Genomic DNA, 16,445 nt, shown 5'->3' with positions numbered 1-16,445 from the left:
GTTCACTGAAAAAGCTATGGGATATGTTCCGCAAAAAAATGAACTTAAAAAGTGCAATCACTTTGAATAAAGTCAGTTGACCGCCGGAAACAGCAGAAATGCAATTCAGCATAACCCGTATATTGGGTACAGATAAGGATAACAGGGACGGGCAGAAATAAAAGGATTGCCAATAAAATAAGCATTGAACAGCCGGAAAACTGTTTCCAATATGGCTGCTGACACTTCATAAATGAAGCGTCAGCTCTCGCGGCAGTCGCCAAATGGATAAGCAAGCTTATCCGCTTGGCTCGTTGCCCGCGGAAATCAGGGAGGAAAACATGGGAGAGATTTCTTTCAGCAACCACATCAGCAACAAGAAAAGCGCAATCAACAGCAAGGCAAAACTTACCGGAGTTGCAAAACACAATCTGAGAAAGTACCATTCGCAGGATTACAGCAGGGATAATATCACACTTCTTTATGGGACAACCAATCTCATGCAGGATGTGAAAAATGTATACCGCAAAGAATTTGATGCTGCACTGCATGAATACAATGCAAAACAGACAAGACCGGAAAGACGGATTGACGATTATTTTGAACATGTATCTGAAACAGAACAGGACATGGCGGTAAAAGTCATCATACAATGCGGGGATAAAAAATTCTGGGAACAGAACAGCGGTGACAAAATATTTATGAAACAGGTCTATAAGCAGCTCCTTTTGAAACTGCAGGAGTATCTGCCGGATTTTAAGATTGCCAATGCGGTAATCCATTTTGATGAGGCAAGCCCGCATATGCACGTTGTAGGAGTTCCGGTAGGGAGAGGGTTTAAGCGTGGCTTGTCAACAAAAGTGTCAAAGCGGTCCGTATTCACGCCCCAAGTCCTGTCGGAAGTCTTGCAGGATAAAATGCGGGCAGACGCCAACCACTACATGAAAGCCATCTTCCGGCAGGAAGTAAAGGAAAAGAAAAAGGGAAAAAACCATGACCTGACGGTTGCGGAATACAAGGTTGCAAAAGAGGAAGAAAAGATTGAAAAACTATCAACGGATAAAATAGGACTGGAGGCTGAGATTGAGGAATTTGCGAACCATGTGGAGCGTGGGGCGGATATCGAAGCAGGAAACAGCTTTCGTGGGCTGTTTACCGCACTTGGGGAGCTGCTCAATTCTTTCAAGGAAATCATCATGGACGGACTGTGCTGGTTTCCCCGCCTTATGCGGTGGCAGACCTCAAAGGGCGAGGTTTCCCCTGTGTTTGAAGATAACAGGAATGAAGGCTATTACTACCGGCTGAAATCCTATATGGATATCCATACAAGGCAGGAATACCCAAAAGAACTGATACAGCCGGAAAACCGTACAGGCACGATAGAGCAGTTGGCGCAGAATGTGGAGGCTGTCGAAAAGCAGATACAGCTTATGGGTGTAAAAATGAACCGGAATCAGATGTATTAGAGGTAGCCAATTATAAATCAGTTGACTTAAAACTAAAAGCTATAAGAGATTCAAAAGGGGCTGTCGCACTAACGATTGAAAAATCATGAAGCGACAACTTCATTTTTGCTGTTTTTATGTATGATTTCAAGAAAAAGCTCCATATAATCTTATTATGGAGCTTATTTATGTTCCCTACCATGGCAAGCAGTGTACTTTCCGCAAGCACATTTGATGTTCCTCTGCTTACATATCTCCGAAACCGCATATCCTGTTTTAAATTTCCGAAAGAGACTTCTGCCTGAATACTCCGGTTTATCCTGAAAAGGATACCTTCATCCAAGAGGATTCGTTCCAAATCTTCCTGTCTGTATTTCAGGAAGGTTTTGGCAACCTGAAGTATCTTTGTTCTTTCTTCTAAAGGTGTCTTACAATGATTCCCTTTGATACTTAGTGCGACAGCCCCAATATTTATATTTTCTTATCTTAATGACATTGGCCGTGCTGCGGGAGATGAAGCTGGTTGGAAGCGTATCCTGCACCCGGAAGGAATTTGAGGAAACAATTGACCTGATTGCGAAAGGGATAATTGACCCTGAAAAGTATGTAACGGATGTCCTGCCGCTGGAAAGCTTCAACACGCTTTTGAACGTTTGACATCTAAGACAGATCCGGTTTTGAAAATTGTAATCAAGCCATGACATGCAGACAGGCGAAGTGTGTGAAAGTGTGCAAGGTGGAATATTGCAGGAAGAGCCATGGAATGATAGATGGACAATAGATATTACTAAGGCGGCGAAGGAGAGACTGCATCAAATGATAAATACGGAAAGCTTTTAACAGCAATAGCCGCTATGGTATTGTTCTCATTGTCCTAAATCATAATATTACTAAGGCTGTTAAATACCGATGTTTTTACTTGCCTTAGTAATAAATGCGAAATATCCATTTTCATTTGCTGAAGATGCCAATAAAATTTTGGCTCTGCCTGTTAAACTTATAGTCCGTGACAGACGATTTAGAATGGATGAAATTACCTCTATGTGTAAATCTGCTTTTATCATACAGGTTTGCTCCGGTTTTGCATAGGTACGCACTAGCTGCCGTTTACGAAATTATGGTGGATTATTTTTTATATTTCTGTTATAATATACAAATCATAATGAAAGGAATGTAAGTTAAAATGAAAATGATATTCAATCGTTCAGTTAGCGTGCTTCTTTCTGCCGTTATGCTGTTTGTAGGTGCCCTTTCCTTGAACGGCTGCAGCGTCAAGGATAATTCGCAGACAATGGAAACGTCTACAACAATTGCAGAAACCACACAAGCGTTCGACGAACCGCAGCAAAAGCGAAAAATCATTATTGATACCGACACTGCAGGCGACGATGCCTCAGCGTTGATTATCGCGGCAAAGGCTAAAAACATTGATATTCTTGGCGTGACGGTTTCCGCAGGAAACGTCAGTCTCGATCAGGCAGTTAAAAATGCGTTGATGACGCTGGAAATGGCGGGCAGCGACACCCCTGTATATGCAGGCGCTTCTACTACATATACCGGCAAGGAACGTGAAACCTTCAGCGTTTACGGCAAGGACGGTATGGGGGATCAAGACTTGATTCATCCCACGCGCAAGGCTGAGGATAAGGACGCTGTTGATTTTATCGTTGAAACGGTAAAGGCGAATCCCGACGAGGTGGAAATTGTCGCTCTTGGTCCCGTCACCAATCTTGCGCTCGCCTTTGACAAAGATCCCGAAACGATGAAGCACGTCAAAAAATACTGGTCGATGGGAACCGCGGGTTTTGGACCTGGCAACGCAACGCCTGTTGCGGAGTTCAATGTTTATCATGACGCCGAGGCGTACAAGGTGCTGGTTGATTCGGGTGTGGAGATTACGGCGATCGGCTTCGATATGCTCCCCGAGGAAACTAACTTTTCCAAGGAAGAGCTTGACGAGCTGGAGAAAAAAGGCGGACTGTCGGAATTCTTCGCCAAAGCCTTCAGCGGACTGATAGAATTTAATACAGAAACAAGAGGCTTACCGATTGCAGACGATGCCGACGGAGTCGCTATGGCTTGTGTACTGTGGGACGGTTATCTTAAAAAGACTCAACCCTGCCACGCAAGCGTTATGACGGACGACAACGAAGCCTATGGACAGGTAATTTTGTACAAGGAAGATTACGGCTACGACTCTCAGGTAACCTTTGATAATTACAACTTCTATGTTGCCACTGAAACAGACAGTAAGATATTTAAAGAAAAGCTTATTGCTCTTTTAGATGAATAATAGTTTATGAAAAGAGGATAATTATGATTCGCTGTTTATTTCTTTTACAGTGCTAATTGTCGGTTATATTGTCTATGGCAAGATAATGTAGAAAATCTTTGCGCATAATACCAACAATCAAAGTTTTTTCAGTTATGGATGCAATTTTTGCGTTCTGTGTGTTACAATTCATTTTAGATACCTCTCTGTTTAATAAGATTTTTACTAACCGCCTAAGTCAGTAATCTTATTTTACTCTGAGGTATTTTTTTCTCAACCTTCTTTCTTGGAATTCCCTATATTTGAATTATACAGAAAGCTCCTTTCATACTGATTTACTTTTAGGCATTTGCGAAACGCCAGAACCCGCATAAATACGGGATTCTTTTTGTCACAAAATAAAACAACTCCTCACTGGTTTGTGGTAAAATTGAGATGCCGAGTAACAATCAACCATATCCACCAGTAAAGGAGTTGTACCTACATGATAACATACAAACAGCTCTCTTTGGCAGATATTTTTACCGATTGCCAAAATAAATTTGATAATGATAAATATCAGTTCCTTGCACTTCTCGAAAATACCATCAACTTAGATGAAATTGTCCCAGTGTCCTTTATTTCTCATTTCCATGCCGCCACTGGCAGGCCCCGTAAGCATCTGCTTTATCCAATGCTCAGGGCTCTGTTATTACAGCTTATCTTCTCAATCCCAACAACATCCCTGCTGATTGTATTCCTGAAATACTCTCAGGAACTGCGGGACTTCTGCGGGTTTGATGTTGTCCCGGATGCCTCTAAATTCACCCGCTTCAAACAGGAGTTTTTATCGGACTTACAATCCATGTTCGACCATCTTGTTGACTTGACCGAACCGATATGCCATTCTATTGATACACAGAAAGCTTCCATGCTTCTCTTTGACACCTCCGGCATTGAGGCATGGGTTACAGAAAACAATCCCAAATATGCCAACCGTATCATCAAACAGCTGAAAGCCTTCAAAAAAGCAAAAGGGATGGACGATTCCTTTGACCCTTATAAAGCCGCCTACGGCTCCATGCCTTCCCATGCTGCCGCCAGTCCAGCCATTCAGCAGATGTACATTAACGGGCATTTCTGTTATGCTTATAAATTCGGTATTATTACCAACGGACTCGGCATTGTCCGGGATATTTCCTTTTATAACAAGGACTTTCTTGCGGCTCATCCTGACATCATTGTTGGAAAAAAATCTGATTCCCCGGATGAAGATAAGAGTCTTGCCGATTCCAGGGCATTGGTTCCCACTTTAAAAGATTTCTTTCGGAAGCATCCGCTTATCAATCCGAAAACTTTTCTGGGAGACGCCGCATTTGATTCCATTGAAATCTACAAATACCTGTTACAGGAAGCCTCCTTTGAGAAAGCTTACATTCCCCTCAACGGCAGAATCTCCCTTCCGGAATCCGACTGCCCGCTGAATAAGGACGGCATCCCCTGCTGCCCCAAAGACCCATCCCTTCCAATGAAACGGGAAGGAAGCAAATCCCATCTCCGCTGCGGACTGCCAACCATGAAGTTTGTATGCCCGAAAATGAAATGGGAATATGATAAATCAACCGGTAAAAGCAAACGCGTCTGCCACTGTGAAAATCCCTGTACGGAATCCCCCTGCGGCAGGATGTTTTATATTTATCCCGAGAAAAACCTGCGCGCCTATCCTGGTACGCTCCGTAGTACGGCCGAATGGGATTCCACCTATAAGATCAGGGTAAATGTTGAGAAATCAATCAACCATTTCAAGGACAGCTTCTGTGTTGCCGGGCGTAAAACGCAGAATGAAAAAACGCTTCATGCTGACCTGCTTCTCGCCGGGATTACCCAGCTTATTACAGTAATGGTGGCTGATAAACTGCACAGGCATGAATATATCCGCAGTTTAAAACCTCTGATTGCATAACCTTACATACCGCATACCATTTCACGGGCAGATAACCTTATCTGCTTTGTTTTCATGTCTTAAAACTCTTGTTATCCACATCCACCTCCTGTAAGTCCGGCTCAACCGGGCCTTTGCCCTATTGGAATCAAGATTTTGAACTTGTTTCGCAATTACCTATAAAGAAAATCAACTAAAATAGTGTGGATTGAAATGACAAAAGATTGATTTAACTGCATAAATCAGTGCATACCCTTATTCATATGTGTATCTGCCAGTAATATTTCTATCAATGTTGACAATATAAACGATTCTGCAAAGATTATCAATATCCGTTGCAGAAAATGGACAATTTGAGCAGAAAACGGACATTAAAACAGCTTTACAACACTTAATTACGTTAATCAGTCCACGACCTTATCCATATGTGTATTTGCCAATAACTTTTGTATCAATGATGACAGTGCCGGAACACTGTCGGATATTATTTTGAGCTGCTGTCCACTGCAATCTGAAAGCTGCGAAACTGCAATAATCCCATATTGTTTAAATAACTGAACAGATTTATATTAGGGTAAAATTTCAAACAGATACTGGTCATTCCAGCCGCAGAGTGTCACTCTATTTTTCCTTAGTGCATAGTATGTTTTCATAGTAAGACAGTAATCCTGTTCGCATATATTATATAAATCATGGGCAGATTTGTTTCGGATATCATCTACACTAAATATGTTGCCTCTAAAGAAAAGCGGGTATATTTTTTTGTGAAATTGAAATTCGCTGAATGCCTCTTTAATGGGGCAAAGGGAACGTATCTGAATCCCATATTTTTCACAAAGGGTATCAATTTCTGACATGGCATATTCACCTACGTTGCGAAACTGTAATATTTCTTCCCTTGGATATGCAGAAAGCTGTGCAAGGTATACGATACCATTTCTTAAAAAAATATTCCGCATTTTTCTTGACATGGGAATGTCATGGATTGATATTGCGTTTTCGGCAGAAGGAAGATAGCCTAAGTCATTCAGTTTCCTTATAATCATCAGCTTATTGTAACCTGTTCGGAGTTTATTCGCTAATGTAACGCAATTATACTCTTTAAGTCCTGAAACATTAGTAATATGTAACTCCTGCAAGGCTTTTTTGAACTGTATGGAATCGTAGTGTTCTTGAATATCGGTTTTCATAAGGATTCCTTTTCATGTATTTAGATTAATAAAATTATAACATTCTTCTTTTTACAAATAAAGAGAGAACTGGTTTATATTTTGACCAGTCCTCCGTACAAAGAAAAATATGTTACCACAATTCTAATGAATCTTCCGCATCTATCCATTTCTGCATACCGCCCTCAAGATACAGTGTTGCGTATTCAAGGGGATTGTCTATTGCCAAAGCATTTAAGGCGCATTCAGAGCATGGTGTTGTTTTTAATCCTTCTTCCGCTTTGCTGCAATATATCCGTAAAATATATCCGTCAAAAGTGGTTACATCAATACTGTTATAGAGCATATTATATGTTGCATGAATAACTCTCATATCTTTTTCGTCCTTTCATTTTGTTTGAGAAATTTGTGAAAGCATTCCAATCAGTTCTTTCTGTCCTGTTCATTTCATGTTATAATTTGTTACAGGTTTTTATTTCCCTTATTTTTGCCCTTATGAGAGTTCGTAACATGAGGGAAAAGGATATAACACAAGGGAAAGTCTAAGGGCAAACTCACTTGCTATAAATTTAGTGTTTTCAAGGGTTTGCGGACTTTTTGAAGATAAGATATAACAGTTAATAAATGCTATAAAAAGTGTCTTATCAGAATTTTTGTTTTGTGAAAAAATGTATCTTGCAATTAACATTTTCATAATGCTGTGATACCATCAGGCAAAGAAGAATCCCCCGATCGTAGTGGCGTACAGTCGGGGAATTCTTTTTAATTTATACGGAAATATGCAGCACAATCGTTGCAATTTTAAAATAAATCAGAATGGAGCAGATATCCACAATGGTGGAAATCAGCGGGGCCGCCATCAGCGCCGGGTCCAGATGGATGTGTTCTGCAATCAGAGGAAGTGAACAGCCAATGAATTTTGACAGAATCACAATGGCAATCAGCGCAAAAGCAATGACGAAGGCCATTTCCAGATCTCCGTACTGGATATAGATGCGCAGTCCGTTTACTACTGCCAGAACAGTGCTTACCAGAAGGGCAATCCGGAATTCTTTAAAAATAACTCTGGCAATGTCTTTGAATTTAATCTCGTCCAGTGCCAGTCCCCGAATCATCAGGGTAGAACTCTGGGAGCCGCAGTTTCCGCCGGTTCCGGTAAGCATGGGAATAAAGGAAACCAGCAGGGGATAGAGTTTGAAGGATTCCTGGTAATGGGTGATAATGGAGCCGCTTACGGTGGCGGACAACATCAGCACCAGCAGCCAGGCAATACGGCTTCTGGCGTGGGAAAAAGCGGAAGTATTGAAATAGCTGTCCTCCGTGGGGGTCATAGCCGCCATTTTCGTAATATCTTCGGTGTTTTCTTCCTGCATAACGTCCATGGCGTCGTCAAAGGTGACGATACCCACCAGACGTTCTTCCCGGTCTACCACAGGGATGGCCAGAAAATCATATTTACTGAAAATCCGGGCTACTTCTTCTTTATCTTCATGGGTGTCCACGGAGATAACATTTGTTTCCATAATATCTTCAATCTGCATGGAATCTTCCGCCATCAGCAAATCCTTCACGGAAACCATGCCGATTAACTTCCGATGTTCTGTCACATAGCAGGTATAAATGGTTTCTTTGTTTACAGCGGTATGGCGAATACGGCTGATGGCCGCTCCCACCGTCATTTCCTTTTTAATATTTACATATTCAATGGTCATCAGGCTTCCGGCGCTGTCTTTGGGATAGTTAAGCACCTGATTAATCATTTTTCGTGTTTCTTCATCGGTGTTCCGCAGGATTCTGGCCACCACGTTTGCCGGCATTTCTTCAATCATATCCACGGTGTCGTCCAGAAAAATATCGTCCATCACTGCCCGCAGTTCCCGGTCTGTCAGGGTATTAATCAGAGTTTTCTGCATTTCCCGGCTCATATAGGAAAAACTGTCTGCAGCTTCCTCCTTGGGGAGCAGGCGGTAGAGCAGGGGAATTTCCTTTTTGTCCATTTCATCGAACAAAAGGGCAATATCGGCAGAATTCAGATTATTCAGCATCTGCCGCAGCAGGGAGTACTTTCGTTCTTCCAGCAGCCGTTCCGCCAGACTGTGGATTTCTTCAATTTCCATTTCCACAAAATCCAGATCTTCCAGGTTGATGTTATCTGTAGTTCCCATAATAATCCCTCCTTTGCTCTGTGTGATTTTCTCTTATCTGCTTCGCTTCCCGCATATTATAACATACTCTTTTCACGATTACCAGGCAGTTATTTGCATAACCTCTGAAACGTTCACATAAGATGAAAAGAATATACCGCAGGAAGTGCGTTTTTCTATGGAAAAAATATTTTTCAGAAAAAAATCTGCTGTTACAAAAGCCGGAAAAAGAATACTTCTGTTTCTGCTGCCCGTCCTGTTTTTATGTCTGCAGACAGGATGTGGGGGAGGGCAGGGAACCAGGGAGGATTTTTCTGCATATCTGGACAGGATGTTCCGCTCGGAAATTACAGCCAGTACCCTGAATATGCATTATAATCTGGCTCATCCGGAAAATTATGGTATTACTGATTATAAAGTTACATATGGCAGTATTTCTGCGGATGCTGACAGGGAAACCGGGGCTGTGCTGGAAAACTGGAAAAAAAATCTTAAGAAATTCCGGAAGAAGGATTTGTCCGTTTCCCAGCAGATGACATATGATATTATGATGGATTATATTGAGGATGAACTTCCGGCAGAAAAATTCAGCCTTTACCGGGAGATTTTAAAACCATCCACCGGCTTCCAGTCTCAGCTTCCGGTATTGCTGGCGGAGTATACTTTTTACGATGAAAAAGATGTGCAGGATTATCTGGAGCTCATGTCCGCCACACCGGATTTATTTCTGCAGATTATGGATGTGGAGCGCAGAAAGGCGGCCCAGGGACTGTTTATGGCGGATTTTGCAGTAGATGACATTGTAAGTCAGTGCAGGAATTTTACCCAGGAGCCGGAACATAATTATCTCCTTTCCACCTTTGACGACCGGGTAGATGAGGCGGAATTTCTCACACCGGAGCAGGCGGAAACATATAAAGTAAAGAATCGTCAGATTGTAACGGGAGAATTAATACCCGCCTATGATAAACTGGCGGAAGATTTGCTGAAATTAAAAGGCTCCGGAAGAAATACCGGAGGTCTGTGCGGACTGGAGGGAGGGAAAGAATTTTATAAATATCTGGTGAAGGACACCACAGGCTCAGACATGTCCGTAGAGGAAATGCAGGCTCAGACAAAAGCGCAGCGGAAACAGGATCTGGAAGCACTGGCACAGATTTCCGTAAAATATCCGGATATCGGACGGAAATGTACCAATTACCAGCTTCCCACAGAAGACCCGGAACAAATCCTGCAGGATTTGCAGAATAAAATGCAGCAGGATTTTCTGGCGCCGCCTCAGGTTTCCTTTACCATAAAGGAAGTACATCCTTCTCTGGAGGAATATACGGCTCCTGCTTTTTATCTGACTCCGCCTATTGATGATATCTCTCAGAACTGTATTTATATTAATAAATCCAAAGGCGATGAGAAAATGCAGCTCTATACCACTCTGGCCCATGAGGGATTTCCAGGGCACCTGTATCAGAATGTCATGGAGAGAAGCTGCGGTCTGGAACCTGCCCGCAGCCTGTTCGGAAGCAGCGGATATGCGGAGGGGTGGGCCACCTACGTGGAAATGCAGTCTTATTATTATGCGGATGTCTCTCCGGAGGTGGCTGCATTTCTCCAGAAGAACCAGTCTGCCCTGCTGAGCCTTTATGCCAGTGCGGATTTGGGCATTCATTACGATGGATGGAGCCTGCGGGATACCATTGATTTTTTTTCCGGGTATCGGATTACGGATAAGAAAGTAATTCAGGAAATCTATAAGCTGATTGTGGAGGAGCCGGCTCATTACCTGAAATATTACATTGGATATCTGGAATTTCTGAATCTGAGAGAGTACGCCATGAACCAGTATGGGGAACAGTACAGTGACTATAAATTTCACAGTGCCCTGATGAAAATGGGAACAGCGCCTTTTGAGATTTTGAAAAAATATCTGAGGGAGTATTGGGATATGTAACATAAATGTAAAGTATGATTTGCGGGATATGCAGATGATGATAAATTTTATCATTGATATATCCTGCAAGAGCCTCTTTCCAATGCTGTCCCATTAATTTTTTAGTCAGTCAGCAATATATGAAGTACTCTATATTGCTGACTGACTTATTTCAATGCCTTCCGTATCAGTTTTGATTTTCAGTTCAAAGGGATATGCTTTCGGTTCCCGGATATACGGTTTTTTCTATTTTAGAAATCACTTCTGCCCGGCAGTCAGCTTTTTCTTTTACCCCTGTGGAATCCGTGCTTTTTTGTACTCTGCCGCTCTGGTTAATTCATCTTTTTAACCTGCTCAGATTTCTTTCTGTTCTTTTCCTTTCCCATCAAAAACAGGAACACAATATATTACTTTATCTTTTGTTATCGGCCCTGATTCAGAAGATTATTTTACCGGATAACCGTTCTGATAAAGTACCTCTGATATAATTTTACAATTAATGAAAAAACCAATATCTTTTATTATAGATTATAGAACAGTTGACTGTATATACAATTAATTTAGATAGAAAGTACATGGATGGTTTAACACTTCAAGATTTTCTCCCTGTCTGGTTTCGTTTATAAAAATAATTAAATAAAACAGGGATGTTGCAAACCGGCCTCTCAGGGGCTGTCTGCAATATCCCACTCTCTTTCCCATTCTGTTACTGAAATTAAGACTCATGTATCTAAATAAAATATAAAATTTATAAAAAAAATATAAACTGTAATAATTATGCTACAAATTTTGGAGTTTGTCAAGTTTTTATTTCTGATTCTTTTTGTTCCAGCAGCATCCCATACACATCCCGTTTGGAAATCCCCCGGTCTTTTGCCACCAGCTTCATGGCTTCTTTTCTGGAAATGCCCTGACGTTCATATTGCTGCATGTGTTCTTCCAGGGGAATGGTTTCCCAGCTCTGCTGCTGTTCTCTGAGTATCTGCTGCTGACTCTTTCCCTGAATAACCAGGACGAATTCTCCCCGCGGTTCCTGTTCTCTGTAATAAGAAATCGCACCGGAAATACTGGTGGAAAAGACGGTTTCATATTTTTTGGTAAGCTCCCGGCAGAGGGTAATGGCGCGGTTTCCCAGTGTCTCATAAAGTTCTTCCAGTGTTTTTACAAGATGATGGGGCGCTTCATAAAGAATGATGGTACGGGTTTCCTGCCGCAGGGAATCCAGTATGGCGGCCCGTTCTTTTTTGTCTCTGGGCAGAAAGGCTTCAAAGGCAAAGCGTCTGGTGGGAAGGCCGGATATAGTCAGGGCTGTAATACAGGCGGCGGGCCCTGGCAGGGAGGTGACGGAAATACCTGATTCCTGGCAGATACGTACGAAATCTTCTCCGGGGTCGGAGATACCGGGGGTTCCGGCGTCGGTAATCAGTGCCACATTCTGTCCCTGCCGCATTTTTTCTACAAGCTGATACGCTTTTTCAATTTTATTGTATTCATGATAGCTGGTCATGGGGGTTTTAATGTTAAAATGGTTCAGAAGCCTGATGGAGTTGCGGGTATCTTCCGCCGCAATCAAATCCACTTCCTGTAAGGTTCTGAGAACCCTTAAGGTAATATCCTCCAGATTCCCAATAGGAGTTGCGCATAGATATAATTTGCCCTGCATGGTGAGCTCCTTTCTAATACCCGTAAATATCATAGATTTCATCGGTATAGACGCCGGGTTCCCGGTAGACGATTAAGGGTTTTTCCACAGTAATCCTGGGTTTTCCGCCCCGAAGCCCTTCCATAAGAACCATATTGGGCTCTTTGTCCACAAAGGGATGAACCATCTGCATTCGTTTCGGTTCCAGTCCGTATCGATGCATCAGCACCATGATTTCCGCCAGCCGGAAAGGGCGGTGCACCATATAGAAACGCCCCTGGGGCTTTAACACTCTGGCGCTTTCCCGAATCACATCCTCCAGAGAGCAGAGGATTTCATGGCGGGCAATGGCTTTTGCCTCGCTGGGATTGGTCAGGCCATGGCGGTCTGTCATATAGGGCGGATTGGTGGTTATCACATGAAAAGAAGATGCTCCAAACAGTTTTGAAGCATCTTTGATATTGCCGGTTTCTATGGTAATTTTATCTTCCAGATGGTTGTACTGTACGCTGCGTCTGGCCATATCAGCGCTTTCCGTCTGGATTTCCAGTCCGGTAAAATGTTCTCCCTGCGTTTTGGCTTCCAGCAGGATGGGTATAATTCCCGTTCCGGTTCCCAAATCCAGCACGGTTTCTCCGGGCCTGATTCTGGCAAAACCGGAAAGAAGCACTGCGTCCATGCCGAAACAGAATTTTTCCGGATTCTGAATGATAAAGTATCCGTTTCGGTGCAGCTCGTCCAGCCGTTCATGTTCCAGTAATGTTACAGACATAATATTCTCCACAGATTAATGAGTATCGTCAATTTTGGATTTTCCCTTGTCTTCCAGTGCGGAAAGTTCTTTTAATTCCTCCGCAGAGAGCTTCAGGTGCTCCTTTCTGCGCTTGGGCTTAAACCGCAACTGTTCCACTTTATATTCCCGGATTTCTTTTTCATCGTCGGTTTCCACAATCACCTTGACGGTCTGGCGCAGCACGCTGACACTCTGCACCTCTCCCTTTAATTTGTCGTCGGTGGTAACGTAATCTCCCACGCTGGGAAGGCGGCTGTTCAGGTATTCATAGGTTTCCTCCTCATTTTTCAGGCAGCACATGAGTCTGCCGCAGACCCCGGATATTTTGGAAGGATTCAGGGAAAGATTCTGTTCCTTGGCCATTTTGATGGACACCGGGGCAAACTCGGAGAGAAAGGTGTTGCAGCAAAGGGGCCTGCCGCAGATACCGATGCCGCCTAAAATTTTGGTTTCATCCCGGACGCCGATCTGGCGCAGCTCAATTCTGGTACGGAATACGGAGGCCAGATCTTTTACCAGTTCCCGGAAATCAATTCTTCCGTCCGCTGTAAAATAAAACAGCAGTTTGTTATTGTCGAAAGTGTACTCTGCGTCCACCAGTTTCATTTCCATTTTGTGCTTCTGTATTTTTTCCAGACAGATTTTAAACGCTTCTTTTTCCTTCTGCCGGTTTTTTGATTCAATTTTTTCATCTTCGGCGGTGGCCACCCGGATTACGGGCTTTAAGGGCTGAACCACCCTGTCCGAATCCACTTCTTTGGGAGGAATCATTACCGTACCGAATTCCACCCCTCTGGCTGTCTCCACAATTACGTGGTCGCCTTCCTCCATTTTATAATTTTTGGGGTCAAAATAATATATTTTTCCGGCGGTGCGGAATCTGACTCCAACTACTTTTATCATATTAATTCTCCTTTATGGTCCATAGCAGAAGTTCCATGACCAGTTCAAAATTCACATTGGCGTTCAGGCGCATTTTGGCCTTATCCAGCGCTTTGATAATGAGTTCAATTCCTTCGTAGGAACTTTTGCCTGTCTGTTTTTTTATGTCGTAAACCTCATCCTTAAAAATCAGATGATTGGCGTCTGAAGTAGCTTTATAGTACAGAACATCCCGGTACCAGATGGTCATGATATCGAAATAATCGTTGATTTCCAGTTTGTAATGATTGATTTGTTTTACCGCTTCCATCATTTCGTATAAATCAATGTCCCGGACACGTTTCAGAAGCTGGATAGCGGAATTTTTTATCTCGTTGAAATCCTCTGACTCCGCAAGCTGAATGGCCTTTCCCACATTTCCCTGGGCAAAAGCTGTGCAGATGTCGGCCTGGTAATCCGGAAGTTCGTATTCTTTCATAAGAAACTCACGAATCTTCTTGTCCGGAACTACTTTCAGGTTCAGGGTAATGCACCGGGACAGAATTGTGGGAAGAAAAGAAGCCGTATTGGTAGTCAGAAGCAGGATAATTCCGTAAGCAGGCGGTTCTTCGATGGTTTTCAGAAGGGCGTTCTGAGCCTGTACGTTCATTTTTTCCGCTTCGTCCACAATGTAAATTTTGTAGGGAGAAGCATAGGGCTTTATGGAAATATCGCTGTTAATCTGTCTGCGGATGTCGTCTACGGAAATGGTGCCAGGCTTTTCATGCTGCAGGTAAATGATATCCGGCTGATTGCCGGATATTGCCTGTTTGCAGGAATGGCATTCCATACATCCTTCCCCGGTATGTTTTTCACATTGCAAAGCCATGGCAAAACTTCTGGCCAGAGCCATTTTCCCGGATTTGTCCGGCCCATGGAAAATCCAGGCATGGGAAACCTTGTCTGTGGTAACTGCCTTCTGCAACTGTTCTTTAATCTGTTTATGTCCGATGATACTTGAAAAGCCTGCCATAAAAATTCCTCATTTCGGTTGATTGTTGATGTATAACAAAAAGGTATAAATTCCGTTCATCTTCCGTATATCTTATCTCAGGTGGAAATGTCCAGAAGCAGACCGCGGATTTCTCCTACTTTGCTTAAAATGGCAAGATGGTCCTTTTCGTCCTTTACCAGCTCGCTGGCAAGATCATCCAGGTTCTTATCCACCAGTTTGACAATTCCGTAAACCCGGTGCCTGCCTCTGCGGTCCAGAAAGTTTTCTCTGGAAAATTTGTGAGAACGGTTTACCACCTCATTCAGAAAATCTTTTACCAGCTCCCGGTATTTTTTCATATCCCGGATATCCATGTGTTCGGACAGCTTTTCTCCCTGCGCGGTAATGTCGTTCATGAGACCGTTGAGCTTTTCCTGCAGTTCCGCTTCTTCTACCTGACTTGCCAGGGTAAACTTAAAGCTGCCATCTCCCTTTTCCACCGGCTGGGAAGGTTCTGCCGGCTGCAGGGCATTTACGGGATCTACTTTGAGTGCCATGGAATCACCTGCCTTTCTGTATGGTATTATAATTATATTATCGGTTTTTTCTCTGTAGTTGTAAAGTGAAAAATATTTCTTTTGGGGCTCAGGATGAAGTAACTTTATCCATATTTGCCTTTATAAAGGAAATGATGTTTTCTGTACAGATTTCCAGATCGTGATTGGAAAAGGAAAGAGTGATTCCGGCTTTCTGCAGATTTTCCTGGGAAAAGTCTTTTTCATCAGCCAGAAACCGGCGGCACAGTTCTGTGTATCCGGGCACTGTCTGGAGACGTTCCCGGTTCAGGGCCCGTTGAAGGCGTTCTCCGTCTTCCAGTTCAATATAAATGGGAACCAGAGTATCCGGGCCGAAATATGACCGGAGTTTTTTAAAAGATTCCAGTGTGCCGATCAGCAGATAGTTATGGCGCTCCAGATGAATCTGGTGGTCGTTTACCGTAAAATATTTCCAGATACCGTGCACGGTTTCATAGGAGCGAAGTTCAATGATTTTTCCCTGGCGTTCCAGCTCCTGCCGCTGTGATTCTGTCCGAAAATAATATTCCACGCCTTCTGTCTCTCCGTCCCGCATGGGCCTTGTGGTGTAAGGCACAAGAGTCTGCAGGGGGAGAGAGGGGTCTGACAGAATACGTTTGTACAAAGTATCTTTCCCGCATGAGCTTTTTCCCATTAAGCAAAATATTTTTCCCATGGCTGTCCTCTGATTTTGATTACTGAGATAAATTTGTGCTGCAGATA

Annotated in this window: 13 protein-coding genes and 2 pseudogenes; 4 read left to right on the top strand and 11 right to left on the bottom strand. The window is 43.0% G+C overall.

The window, feature by feature from the left end; genetic code table 11:
- The first annotated feature begins 320 nt into the window (after positions 1–320).
- The gene (locus tag VSQ32_16680; protein ID MEH2944444.1) at positions 321–1,445 is read left to right on the top strand and encodes a plasmid recombination protein; all 1,125 of its coding nucleotides are present in this window, start codon (positions 321–323) and stop codon (positions 1,443–1,445) included.
- 145 nt (positions 1,446–1,590) lie between these two features.
- Here the strand turns inward: VSQ32_16680 and VSQ32_16675 are convergent.
- Together VSQ32_16675 and VSQ32_16670 are read right to left on the bottom strand one after the other, a co-directional pair.
- Positions 1,591–1,872 (bottom strand): annotated as a pseudogene (locus VSQ32_16675) (transposase).
- Positions 1,873–2,323: 451 nt separating this feature from the next.
- Complete coding sequence (locus VSQ32_16670) at positions 2,324–2,488, bottom strand: hypothetical protein (protein ID MEH2944443.1); 165 nt, start codon at positions 2,486–2,488, stop codon at positions 2,324–2,326.
- Positions 2,489–2,607: 119 nt separating this feature from the next.
- Here VSQ32_16670 and VSQ32_16665 point away from each other — a divergent pair, with 119 nt between their 5' ends.
- Both VSQ32_16665 and VSQ32_16660 read left to right on the top strand, forming a co-directional pair.
- Complete coding sequence (locus tag VSQ32_16665) at positions 2,608–3,717, top strand: nucleoside hydrolase (GenBank protein ID MEH2944442.1); 1,110 nt, start codon at positions 2,608–2,610, stop codon at positions 3,715–3,717.
- Between the two features lie 463 nt (positions 3,718–4,180).
- A pseudogene (locus VSQ32_16660) lies at positions 4,181–5,576 on the top strand (transposase).
- A gap of 610 nt (positions 5,577–6,186) precedes the next feature.
- On the opposite strand, the gene VSQ32_16655 reads toward VSQ32_16660, so the two are convergent.
- From VSQ32_16655 to mgtE, 3 genes are all read right to left on the bottom strand, one after another.
- The gene (locus tag VSQ32_16655) at positions 6,187–6,807 is read right to left on the bottom strand and encodes a DNA-directed RNA polymerase subunit alpha C-terminal domain-containing protein (GenBank protein MEH2944441.1); all 621 of its coding nucleotides are present in this window, start codon (positions 6,805–6,807) and stop codon (positions 6,187–6,189) included.
- Positions 6,808–6,919: 112 nt separating this feature from the next.
- Complete coding sequence (locus VSQ32_16650) at positions 6,920–7,159, bottom strand: DUF6061 family protein (protein MEH2944440.1); 240 nt, start codon at positions 7,157–7,159, stop codon at positions 6,920–6,922.
- A gap of 394 nt (positions 7,160–7,553) precedes the next feature.
- A complete protein-coding gene (gene mgtE / locus VSQ32_16645; GenBank protein ID MEH2944439.1) occupies positions 7,554–8,951 on the bottom strand; it encodes a magnesium transporter in 1,398 nt (465 codons plus the stop codon).
- A 157-nt stretch (positions 8,952–9,108) separates the two neighbouring features.
- Here mgtE and VSQ32_16640 point away from each other — a divergent pair, with 157 nt between their 5' ends.
- Positions 9,109–10,878 carry a DUF885 domain-containing protein gene (locus VSQ32_16640; protein MEH2944438.1) on the top strand — a complete coding sequence of 590 codons (1,770 nt, stop codon included), beginning with the start codon at positions 9,109–9,111 and terminating at the stop codon, positions 10,876–10,878.
- 778 nt (positions 10,879–11,656) lie between these two features.
- Here VSQ32_16640 and rsmI read toward each other — a convergent pair.
- From rsmI to VSQ32_16610, 6 genes are all read right to left on the bottom strand, one after another.
- Complete coding sequence (gene rsmI, locus VSQ32_16635; protein ID MEH2944437.1) at positions 11,657–12,520, bottom strand: 16S rRNA (cytidine(1402)-2'-O)-methyltransferase; 864 nt, start codon at positions 12,518–12,520, stop codon at positions 11,657–11,659.
- A 13-nt stretch (positions 12,521–12,533) separates the two neighbouring features.
- The gene (locus VSQ32_16630) at positions 12,534–13,271 is read right to left on the bottom strand and encodes a tRNA1(Val) (adenine(37)-N6)-methyltransferase (protein MEH2944436.1); all 738 of its coding nucleotides are present in this window, start codon (positions 13,269–13,271) and stop codon (positions 12,534–12,536) included.
- A 15-nt stretch (positions 13,272–13,286) separates the two neighbouring features.
- Positions 13,287–14,195 (bottom strand): stage 0 sporulation family protein, encoded by a 909-nt coding sequence (locus tag VSQ32_16625; protein MEH2944435.1) that lies wholly within the window; start codon positions 14,193–14,195, stop codon positions 13,287–13,289.
- Between the two features lies 1 nt (position 14,196).
- Complete coding sequence (locus VSQ32_16620) at positions 14,197–15,186, bottom strand: DNA polymerase III subunit (GenBank protein ID MEH2944434.1); 990 nt, start codon at positions 15,184–15,186, stop codon at positions 14,197–14,199.
- A 77-nt stretch (positions 15,187–15,263) separates the two neighbouring features.
- Positions 15,264–15,704 carry a YaaR family protein gene (locus tag VSQ32_16615; protein MEH2944433.1) on the bottom strand — a complete coding sequence of 147 codons (441 nt, stop codon included), beginning with the start codon at positions 15,702–15,704 and terminating at the stop codon, positions 15,264–15,266.
- Positions 15,705–15,792: 88 nt separating this feature from the next.
- Complete coding sequence (locus tag VSQ32_16610; protein MEH2944432.1) at positions 15,793–16,398, bottom strand: guanylate kinase; 606 nt, start codon at positions 16,396–16,398, stop codon at positions 15,793–15,795.
- Between the last annotated feature and the right edge of the window lie 47 nt (positions 16,399–16,445).

It is taken from the genome of Lachnospiraceae bacterium JLR.KK002, assembly GCA_036941025.1.
In the GTDB taxonomy this organism is placed as follows: Bacteria; Bacillota; Clostridia; order Lachnospirales; family Lachnospiraceae; genus Petralouisia.
Note: the sequence above shows the minus strand (reverse complement) of the source record. Positions and strands in the feature narration are given on the sequence as shown.

Excerpts from the sequence above, each read along its gene's own strand:
- VSQ32_16680 (MEH2944444.1), top strand. The coding sequence starts at position 321 with ATGGGAGAGATTTCTTTCAGCAACCACATCAGCAACAAGAAAAGCGCA.
- VSQ32_16670 (MEH2944443.1), bottom strand. The coding sequence starts at position 2,488 with ATGATAAAAGCAGATTTACACATAGAGGTAATTTCATCCATTCTAAAT.
- VSQ32_16665 (MEH2944442.1), top strand. The coding sequence starts at position 2,608 with ATGAAAATGATATTCAATCGTTCAGTTAGCGTGCTTCTTTCTGCCGTT.
- VSQ32_16655 (MEH2944441.1), bottom strand. The coding sequence starts at position 6,807 with ATGAAAACCGATATTCAAGAACACTACGATTCCATACAGTTCAAAAAA.
- VSQ32_16650 (MEH2944440.1), bottom strand. The coding sequence starts at position 7,159 with ATGAGAGTTATTCATGCAACATATAATATGCTCTATAACAGTATTGAT.
- mgtE (MEH2944439.1), bottom strand. The coding sequence starts at position 8,951 with ATGGGAACTACAGATAACATCAACCTGGAAGATCTGGATTTTGTGGAA.
- VSQ32_16640 (MEH2944438.1), top strand. The coding sequence starts at position 9,109 with ATGGAAAAAATATTTTTCAGAAAAAAATCTGCTGTTACAAAAGCCGGA.
- rsmI (MEH2944437.1), bottom strand. The coding sequence starts at position 12,520 with ATGCAGGGCAAATTATATCTATGCGCAACTCCTATTGGGAATCTGGAG.
- VSQ32_16630 (MEH2944436.1), bottom strand. The coding sequence starts at position 13,271 with ATGTCTGTAACATTACTGGAACATGAACGGCTGGACGAGCTGCACCGA.
- VSQ32_16625 (MEH2944435.1), bottom strand. The coding sequence starts at position 14,195 with ATGATAAAAGTAGTTGGAGTCAGATTCCGCACCGCCGGAAAAATATAT.
- VSQ32_16620 (MEH2944434.1), bottom strand. The coding sequence starts at position 15,186 with ATGGCAGGCTTTTCAAGTATCATCGGACATAAACAGATTAAAGAACAG.
- VSQ32_16615 (MEH2944433.1), bottom strand. The coding sequence starts at position 15,704 with ATGGCACTCAAAGTAGATCCCGTAAATGCCCTGCAGCCGGCAGAACCT.
- VSQ32_16610 (MEH2944432.1), bottom strand. The coding sequence starts at position 16,398 with ATGGGAAAAATATTTTGCTTAATGGGAAAAAGCTCATGCGGGAAAGAT.